Source organism: Frankia canadensis (assembly GCF_900197875.1).
Taxonomy (GTDB): Bacteria; Actinomycetota; Actinomycetes; order Frankiales; family Frankiaceae; genus Frankia; species Frankia canadensis.
Genome location: NZ_FZMO01000159.1, coordinates 1 through 8932 on the forward strand (window position 1 = coordinate 1; position 8932 = coordinate 8932).

At 71.7% G+C, this 8932-nt stretch carries 7 protein-coding genes; 6 read left to right on the forward strand and 1 reads right to left on the reverse strand.

Going from position 1 to position 8932, the window contains the following annotated elements; all coding sequences use genetic code 11:
• The 4 genes from C1A33_RS14600 to C1A33_RS14615 form a co-directional block, all read left to right on the forward strand.
• The coding region (locus C1A33_RS14600; protein WP_101832054.1) for an SDR family NAD(P)-dependent oxidoreductase at positions 1-718 on the forward strand (718 nt) is incomplete at its 5' end.
• Positions 718-1488 (forward strand): enoyl-CoA hydratase-related protein, encoded by a 771-nt coding sequence (locus C1A33_RS14605; RefSeq protein WP_101832055.1) that lies wholly within the window; start codon positions 718-720, stop codon positions 1486-1488. The genes C1A33_RS14600 and C1A33_RS14605, both read left to right, overlap by 1 nt.
• Positions 1489-1528: 40 nt before the next feature.
• Positions 1529-2713: a thiolase family protein gene (locus C1A33_RS14610; RefSeq protein ID WP_101832056.1), complete on the forward strand. Its 1185-nt coding sequence runs from the start codon at positions 1529-1531 to the stop codon at positions 2711-2713.
• Between the two features lie 220 nt (positions 2714-2933).
• A complete protein-coding gene (locus C1A33_RS14615) occupies positions 2934-4685 on the forward strand; it encodes an AMP-binding protein (protein WP_243407558.1) in 1752 nt (583 codons plus the stop codon).
• 117 nt (positions 4686-4802) lie between these two features.
• Here the strand turns inward: C1A33_RS14615 and C1A33_RS14620 are convergent, their stop codons facing one another.
• A complete protein-coding gene (locus tag C1A33_RS14620) occupies positions 4803-6497 on the reverse strand; it encodes an AMP-binding protein (protein ID WP_207770314.1) in 1695 nt (564 codons plus the stop codon).
• A 297-nt stretch (positions 6498-6794) separates the two neighbouring features.
• On the opposite strand from C1A33_RS14620, the gene C1A33_RS14625 reads away from it, so the two are divergent.
• Together C1A33_RS14625 and C1A33_RS14630 are read left to right on the forward strand one after the other, a co-directional pair.
• Positions 6795-7934: a serine hydrolase domain-containing protein gene (locus C1A33_RS14625; protein WP_243407559.1), complete on the forward strand. Its 1140-nt coding sequence runs from the start codon at positions 6795-6797 to the stop codon at positions 7932-7934.
• Between the two features lie 309 nt (positions 7935-8243).
• The coding region (locus tag C1A33_RS14630; protein WP_115537958.1) for a DUF222 domain-containing protein at positions 8244-8932 on the forward strand (689 nt) is incomplete at its 3' end.

The window sequence follows — 8932 nt, forward strand, 5'->3', positions numbered from 1 at the left end:
CGGGGTCGGCCTCGGCATGGCCGACGGCCTCGCCCGGGCGGGCGCCGACGTGTGCGTCTGGGGCCGCAACCCGGACAAGAACAAGGCCGCCGCCGAGCAGCTCGCCGCGCACGGCGGTCGGGTGAGCGCGGTCCAGGTGGACATCACCGAGGAGGACGCGGTCAGCCGGGGGTTCGACCGGCTCGTCGAGGAGTACGGCCGGGTCGACTCCTGCTTCGCGAACGCGGCGCTGGCGAACTCGATGACCGCTCCCCGGTTCGTCGACTCCACGTTGGAGTCCTGGCAGCACATGATGAAGGTCGACCTCGACGGCGCCTATCTGACCACCCGCGAGGCCGCCAAGCACATGATCGCCCAGGGTGAGGGCGGCAGCATCGTGCTGACCTCGAGCATCGCGGCGTTGTTCGGAGCGCCGCGCGAGGAGGCGTACTCCGCCGCGAAGGCGGGCGTGACGGCGCTCGCCCGGTCGCTGGCGGTGGAGCTCGGCCGCTACGGCATCCGGGCCAACTCCGTGCTGCCCGGCTGGACGGTCTCCCCCGTCTTCGACGGCTGGCTCGACAATCCCGCCGTCAGCGAGAAGATCATGGGGCGGATTCCGCTGCGGCGCTGGGGTACCGGGGCCGACTGGGCCGGTATCGCCGTCTACCTGGCCTCCTCCGCCTCGTCCTTCCACACCGGCGACCAGTTCCGCATCGACGGCGGATACGGAGTGTTCTGATGACCAGTCCTTCGAGCGAATCGTCCAGCGAACCGTCGAACGACGCGGCCGACGTGCTGTTGACGCGGTCGACCGACGGGGTGCTGCTGCTGACGCTGAACCGGCCGGACGCGCGCAACGCGCTGTCCCCGGAGCTGATCGCGGCCCTGGAGGCCGCGCTCGACGACTTCGTCGCCGACGACGGGCTGCGCGCCGCGGTGCTCACCGGCTCCGGGTCCGCGTTCTGCGCCGGGCTCGACCTGAAGCGGTTCGCCGCCGCCGGGGCCGACCGGCGCTCCGCGAGCCGGCTGATCCGCCGGTTCGGGACGCTGCCGAAGCCGGTCATCGGCGCGGTCAACGGCTGGTGCGTGACCGGCGGCCTCGAGCTCGCGCTCGGCCTGGACTGGCTGGTCGCCGGCCCCGGGGCGATGTTCGCCGACACCCACCTGAAGGTCGGCGCCTTCCCCGGCGGCGGGCTGACGGCACGCCTGGGCCGGATCGTCGGGACCCGCACGGCGAAGGCGATGAGCCTCGGCGGGCTGCGTCTGGACGCCCAGGCGGCCCTGCTCGCCGGCCTCGTCACCCAGGTCGTGCCCGAGGAACGGCTGGTCGAGCACGCCGTCGAGCAGGCCGGGCGGATCGCCGCGGCCAACCAGGACCTGGTGCGCATCGTCCGCGACCTGCACGACGGGAACATCGATCGCCCGCTGACCAAGGCACTGGCCGTCGAGTACGCCAGACGTGAGGAATGGCGCTCGATCGGTCCACAGACCTGGACCGTTCAAAGCTAAAATCAGACAATTAAATGATATGAAATCGAAGGGTGGCGTGATGACAGGCACCGAGGTCGTGGTGGTGGACGCCTGCCGTTCGGCGATCGGCAAGCGCAAGGGATCGCTGAAGGACGTGCAGTCCCCCGACATGCTCGGCGATGTGCTGCGGGGCCTGTTCGACCGCACCAGCCTCGACCCGGCGCTGGTCGGGCAGGTCGTCGCCGGCTGTGTCAGCCAGGTCGGCCAGCAGGCCGGCAACGTGGTCCGCAACGCCTGGCTCGCCGCCGGGCTGCCCCTGGAGGTCGGCGCCTCCACGGTGCACTCCCAGTGCGGATCTTCCCAGCAGGCGACGACGCTCGCACACGGCCTGGTCGCCTCCGGCCTCGTCGACATCGCGGTGGCCGCCGGCGTCGAGTCCATGGACCAGATCCCCATGGGCTCCAGCACCGACCCGAAGTTCGGCACCGGCCGCAACGAGCGCTACACCGAGCACTACGAGGTCACCACCCAGTTCGAGGGCGCCGAGCGGATCGCCGAGGCCTGGGGTTTGTCCCGGCTCGACCTCGAGGAGTACGCGTTCCTCGCCCAGCAGCGGGCCGCCCGCTCGATCGCCGAGGGCCGCTTCCAGTCCCAGATCGTCCCGATCAACGCGCCGGTCACCGACGACGAGGGCAAGGTCGTCGGCCACAAGCCGTACACGACGGACGAGGCGCTGCGGCCCACCACGCTGGAGGGTCTGGCCAAGCTGAAGACGAACCTGCCGGACCGGCCGGGCGGTGCGAAGCACACCGCCGGCACGTCCTCGCAGATCGCCGACGGTGCCTCCGCCGTGCTGCTGATGACCGCCGCGAAGGCCGAGCAGCTCGGGCTTACCCCACGGGCCCGGCTGGTGCGCTCCGTCCTCGTCGGCTCCGACCCGGTGAAGATGCTCACCGGGCCCATCCCCGCCACCCAGAAGCTGCTCGCCGACACCGGCCTGTCCATCGACGACATCGACACCTTCGAGGTCAACGAGGCGTTCGCCGCCGTCGTGCTCGCCTGGCAGAAGGAGCTCGGCGCGGACATCGAGAAGGTGAACGTGAACGGCGGCGCCATCCCGTTCGGCCACCCGCTCGGCGCCTCCGGCGGCATCCTGATCACCCGGCTCGTCAACGAGCTGGAGCGTTCCGGCGGCCGCTACGGCCTGGTCACCATGTGCTGCGGTGGTGGCCTCGGCACGGGAACGATCATCGAACGGATCTGATCCGGCGCGGTCCGGGCCACGCGCTGCCGCTCGCGCGCGTGATCCGAGCCGCGACCATCTGTCCGGCCGGGGCCGGCCACGCCTGACCGCGTGGCCGGCCCCACCAACGTTTCGCCCACGGAAAACCGACTTTTCAAGCAAATCGAGTTGGTCATCAGGCATGGATTTCCAGGCAGGCCAGAATCGGCTGGACCGGGCATTCGACCAGGAGGACTCGACGGTGGCAGCACACGACCAGAACCCGGGCACCGCGACGGACCTGTGGAGCTACGTCCCCGCCGAACTGCACCGACGGTGGGACCTGGAGATCCGCACGATCCCGAACGCCGCCCGGATCGCCGCCCGTCGCTTCCCCGACCACGAAGCCATCATCGACGGTGACACCCGTCTGACGTTCCGTGAACTCGCGGCGGCGATGGAGGACGCCGTGCGGGCCGTCATCGCGCTCGGGATCGAGCCCGGTGACCGGGTCGGCGTGTGGGCACCGAACATGCTGCGCTGGGTCGTCGCGGCCCTGGGCATCCAGGGTGCCGGCGGCGTCCTGGTGCCGGTCAACACCCGTTTCCGCGGCGAGGAGGCCGCCTACGTGCTGCGCAAGAGCGGCGCCAAGGCGATCTTCCTGGTGACCGACTTCCTCGACACCGACTACCACGGCATGCTGTGCGCCGCCGATCCCGACCTCCCCGCCCTGCAGCACGTCATCGCCCTCGACGGCGACCGCACCACCGCGGTCGACTCCGCCGCCGAGAGTTCCGCCGCCGCCGAGAGTTCCGCCGCCGCGTCCGCCGGGGATGCCACGGCCGGGGGGCGGCTGTCGTGGGACGCGTGGCTGCGACTTGGCGCCTCGGTGCCGGTCGAGGCCGCGCGGGACCGGATCGACGCGGTCACCCCGGAGTCGATCTCCGACATCATGTTCACCTCCGGCACGACCGGACACCCCAAGGGCGTCGTCCTGACCCACGGTCAGTCCCTGCGCGCCCACGCCTGGCTGGCACAGGTGATGCGGTTGCGCGCCGGCGACCGCTACCTGATCATCCCGCCGTTCTTCCACACGTTCGGCTACAAGGCCGGCTGGATGGCCTGCGTCGTGCACGGCGTGACGATGCTGCCGCTGGCCGTCTTCGACGTCCCCACCGTGCTGACGCTGCTCGACCGCGAACGGATCTCCGTCCTGGAGGGCCCGCCGACCCTGTTCCAGGGCATCCTCGACGCGCCCGACCGGGCCCGGTTCGACCTGTCCGCGCTGCGGGTCACCATGGCGTCGGCGGCCTCCGTCCCGCCCAGTCTGATCCAGCGGATGCGCGACGAGCTGGGTGCCGAGGTGACCCACAGCGCCTACGGCCTGACCGAGGCCACCTCGTTGGTGACGACGACCTACCCGGATGTCGACTCCTTCGAGGACATCACCACCACCGTCGGCCGCGCCGCCCTGGGCGTGGAGGTCCGGGTGGTCGACGAGGCCGGCCGGGAGGTGCCGCGCGGCACGCCCGGCGAGCTGCTCTGTCGTGGTTTCAACGTGATGAGCGGCTACTGGGAGGACAAGGAGCTCACCGCCGAGGTCATCACCCCCGACGGCTGGCTGCACACCGGCGACGTCGCCGAGATGGACGAGCGCGGCTTCATCCGGATCACCGACCGGATGAAGGACATGGTCATCGTCGGCGGGTTCAACGTCTACCCGGCGGAGGTCGAGCGCATCCTCGGCGCCCATCCCGACGTCGAGCAGATCGCCGTGGTCGGCGTCCCCGACGAGCGGATGGGCGAGGTCGCCGTCGCGTTCGTCGTGCCGCGCCCCGGCGCCACCATCGAACCCGCGGCGTTCATCGCCTGGTCCCGCGAGCACATCGCCAACTTCAAGGTGCCTCGCGCCGTCCATGTGGTGGCCTCCCTGCCCCGCAACGCGAGCATGAAGGTCCTCAAGAACGACCTCCGCGGCCAGGCGCTCGACCTGCGCGCCGGCGCCGCCAGCTGACCGCTCGCCGACCCGTGGGCGGTGCGCCCCGAGACCAACCGGCGCACCGCCCCGAGGCACCGCCGGCCCGGCCGCGCCTGAGTCCAGGTCGGCCCGGGCCGGCGGCGTGGTCCGCCGTCAGTCCGCGTCGCGGGCGAGGCGACGCAGATCCGGCTTGCGGATCTTGCCGGACGCGGTGCGCGGAAGCGGCTCGTCGGACGTGATGAGCCGCTCCGGCCACTTCTGCTTGGCCATGCCGATGCCGGTCAGATGGCTGCGGATGTCGTCGAGGGTGATCGTCTGCCCGGGGAAGGGGTGGACGACCGCGGCGGCGCGCTCGCCGACGCTCTCGTCAGGCACGCCGATCACGGCGACCTCCGCGATCCCCGGCATCCCGGACAGCGCGCCCTCGACCTCCGCCGAGCTGATGTTGATCCCGGCGCGGATGACGATGTCCTTCTTGCGGTCGACGATCGCCAGCCAGTCGGCGTCGCCGTGCCGGCTGAGCACGCCGATGTCGCCGGTGCGCAGCCAGCCGCCAGGCGCGACCGCGTCTGCCGTGGTCGACGGGTCCAGGTAGCCGGAGAACAGATCCGGCCCGCGGCTGAGAACCTCGCCCGGGCTGCCGAACGGGACGTCGCGCTCCTCCTCGTCGACGATCCGCACCTCGACGCCGGCCTGCACGGCCCCCTCGGTCGTCAGGCGAGGCACCTCGGGGTCGGTGACCAGGGACAGCGTGATCGACGGATGCTCGGTACTCCCATACCCCCGGGCTACGACGACGCCGGCCCGTTCCAGCCGCTCGACCAGCGGGCCGGGCACGGGCGCGCCGCCCAGGCACGCCGCGCCCATGAGCGCCGCGAGCGCGGGCGTGCAGTCGGGATGGTCAAGCAGCGAGGTGGCGAACACCGGTGCGTAGAGCCCCGGCGGCAGGCCGAACTCGGCCATGATGGCGAGCACCCGAGCCGGATCCCAGATGTCGACCAGATGGATGCCGACACCCCGGAACGCCGGCGCGAGCCCGACGGCGAGCATGCCGGTGACGTGGGCCAGCGGCGCACCACCCAGGCGTGGCAGCGTCCCCGGCTGGCTCGGCACGATGTGATGGCGCACCTCGGACACCAGGGCGCGGTGCGACATCAGCACGCCCTTCGGGTCCGACGTCGTGCCCGACGTCCACGCGATCGCCGCCGGGGATCCCGGATCGACCGCCGGTACCGGCTGCTCGTCCGCCGCGCCCGCGACCAGGTCGGCGAAGGAGGTGGCCCAGCTCGGCAGCGGACCGTCGCCGACGACCGCCACGGTGCGCAGCGCCGGCAGATCCCCGCGCAGCGCCTCGGCCTCGGCCAGGTAGTCGCGTCCGCGGAAGTGGCGCGGGATGACCAGCGCCACCGCCCGCGACCGGCTCAGGATGTGGCGCAGCTCCTTCTCGCGGTAGTACGACGCGATCGGCACCAGCGTCGCGCCGGACAGCGCGATCCCGGCGAAGCACACCAGCGACTCGGACCAGTTCGGCAGCTGGAAGGCGACGGTGTCGCCCTGCCCCACGCCGCGCGCCCGTAACGCCTGGGCCAGCGACCGCGCCGCGCTCAGCACATCCGCGTAGGTGCCCTCGTAGGGATGCTCGGCGGAGTGGACGCGCACCGGCGACGACGGGTTCCGGCTGAACGCCTCGACGATCGCGCTGGCCAGGGTGGAGCCGTCCCACCAGCCGGCGGCCGTGTAGCGGGCGAGCAGCTCGGCGTCGGTGGGCAGGAGCGCCCCCGCCCAGACCGGCTCGTCCGCGGCGCCACTCCCGGCCTGATCAACCGGATCTGTCTCGAGCGTGCTCACCGTGACGCCTCCCAGCGCATCGACATGCGAAGACCCTCGTTCCCGTTCGGTGGACGCGGGTCCGGCACCTCCCGTGCCGCCCGTCACATCCCCTATTACCGGACACTAATCGACGTGGGCTGGTTCACGCCGCCAACCCATGTTCGCTGCCTACAAGCACAGGCGCGGTGAGATCGGTGCAATCCGACCGTAATGCCGGATACTGTTTACTGTGACGTGCACCACGGGCGGCATCACGTCGAGTCGGCCGGCCCCGGAGCGACATGGGCAGGTAGAGCGGGCATGGGAGGTCTGGTCGTGAGTACGGCAACCGGGTGGGTCGCGTCGCAGGAGGTCGTCGAGCCGGCAGACGCCGGAGTGGATCCGGTCCGGCTGGAGGCGCTGGTGCGCCACGTCCGCGATGCCATGGCGACGTTTCCGCTGCCGTCAGCGCAGCTCGCCGTCGCGCGCGGCGGCCAGCTGGTACTGAACGCCGCGTTCGGCGACACCGATCTGACGCGCCGCTACGTGCTGCAGTCCGCCGGCCGCACGGTCGTCGCCTCGATCGCCTGGCAGTTGCTCGACCAGGGGCTGATCAGCCTGGATGACACGATCGCGTCGATCATCCCCGAGTTCGGCACGAACGGGAAGGACGTCGTCACCGTCGAACAGGTGCTCACCCACACCGCCGGACTCCCGTTCGCGCCGCTGGGCTATCCGAAGATGCTGTCGCACGACGAGCGGATGGCGGCGTTCGGCCGGTGGCGGCTCACCTACCCGCCGGGAGCCCGGCTGGAGTTCCACCTCACCTCGGCGGCATGGATCATTGCCGAGCTGGTGTGGCGGCGCACCGGGGTGACCATCGCCGAGTACCTGCGCACCCGCCTGTGCGAACCGCTCGGCCTGTCGCTGGAGCTGGGCGTCCCGGTGGAGCGGCAGGCCGACTCGGTCGCACCGATGATCGCGACCGACCGGACATCCGACGACCAGGAGGTCGATCCCTGGGGGCCGTGGTACGTCTCCCGTCCGGAGATCCTCGCGGCCGGGGAACCCAGCCACTCGCTGGTCGGCACCGCCGCCGACGTCGCGCTGCACTACCAGGCCGTCGTTCACTCGGGCCGGTGGTCGCCGGAGATCGTCGCCGAGGCCACCCGGGTCCGGCGTAGCGAGGCGCCGCACGGCGACCAGCTCTACGGCGGCGGCGACATCCCGACGCACATGGGCCTGTTCACCACGATCAGCGGTCGCTACAACGGCAGCTGGCTGCCCACCGTCGGCTCCCCCGCGACCTGGGGCCATGGCGGCGCCGCCTACCAGCTCGGCTTCTACGATCCCGAGGCCGATCTCTCGGTCGCCTGCCTGACGAACGGCTACCCGCTCAGCGGCTACGACTACACCCGCCGAGGCGTCTCCTACCTGGTCAACCTCGCGAACCTGGCCGCCGCGACCGTCAGCTGAGCTCACCTGCGGCCGCGACCTTGTCCACAGCCGTGAGGGCGCGTTCCAGCTGTCCACAGGTCAGAACATGTGTTCGATGATCCGGGCTGCCTGATCTAGCGTTGTTTCATGGTCATCGACACTCGGACCGGTGCGACGTCCTGCCGCACAGGCCGTCCCTCCGGCCCGCCCCCCGACCCTCTCGGCTCGCCTCCCGTTCCACCGTCCGATCCGTCCGACGCCGGTCCGGACACGCTCCCCGAGGCCGCCGGTCCCTCCTCCGCTTCCGCGTCCGTGCACCCGCCGTCGTCTGACGGTGCTGGGGGTGGCATGCCTGGCCGGTTCGCGGTGCTTGGTGAGTTGTTCGATGTGTTGTTGTCGGAGGAGCCGTGGCGGCTGTCCGACGGAGAGCTCGACATGCTGTTGGAGAAGGCGGGCCGGTTGGGGGGCCGGGTGGCGGCGCTACGCGGCCGGTTGATCGTCGAGGCGCAGGAGCGTGGCCTGGCGGCTCGTGTGGGCGCGGTCGACGTCGCGAGCCTGCTGCGGGACCGGTTGGCGCTGGCCTCGCGGGAGTCCCGCCGTCAGGTCAGCCTGGCGCTGGCGGTCGGCAACGGGCCGTGTGCGGCGACGGGGGAGGCGCTGGCCCGCGGGGAGATCACCGTCGAGCACGCCCACGTCATCCGCGAGGCCATCGAGGGTCTGCCCCGTGATGTCACCGACACCGAACGTGCCACCGCCGAACAGATGTTGATCGACTACGCCGGCACGTTCGACCCGTACCGGCTCGTCCGGCTCGCCGCCCGTATCCGCGAGCAGCTCACCCGCGTCGACACCTCCCCCGGCGGCGGCGACCCCACCGCCGCCAGCCGCGACGGCCAACCCGACGGCCCCCCGACCGGCGGCGGCAACGACAACAGCGGCGCTTGCGACAACGGTGGCGCCCCCCGCCGGTCGGGACGCGGCGACGACGACGACCGTCCCTCCCCCGACCCCGCCCAGGTCCGCGGCCTCACCTTCAC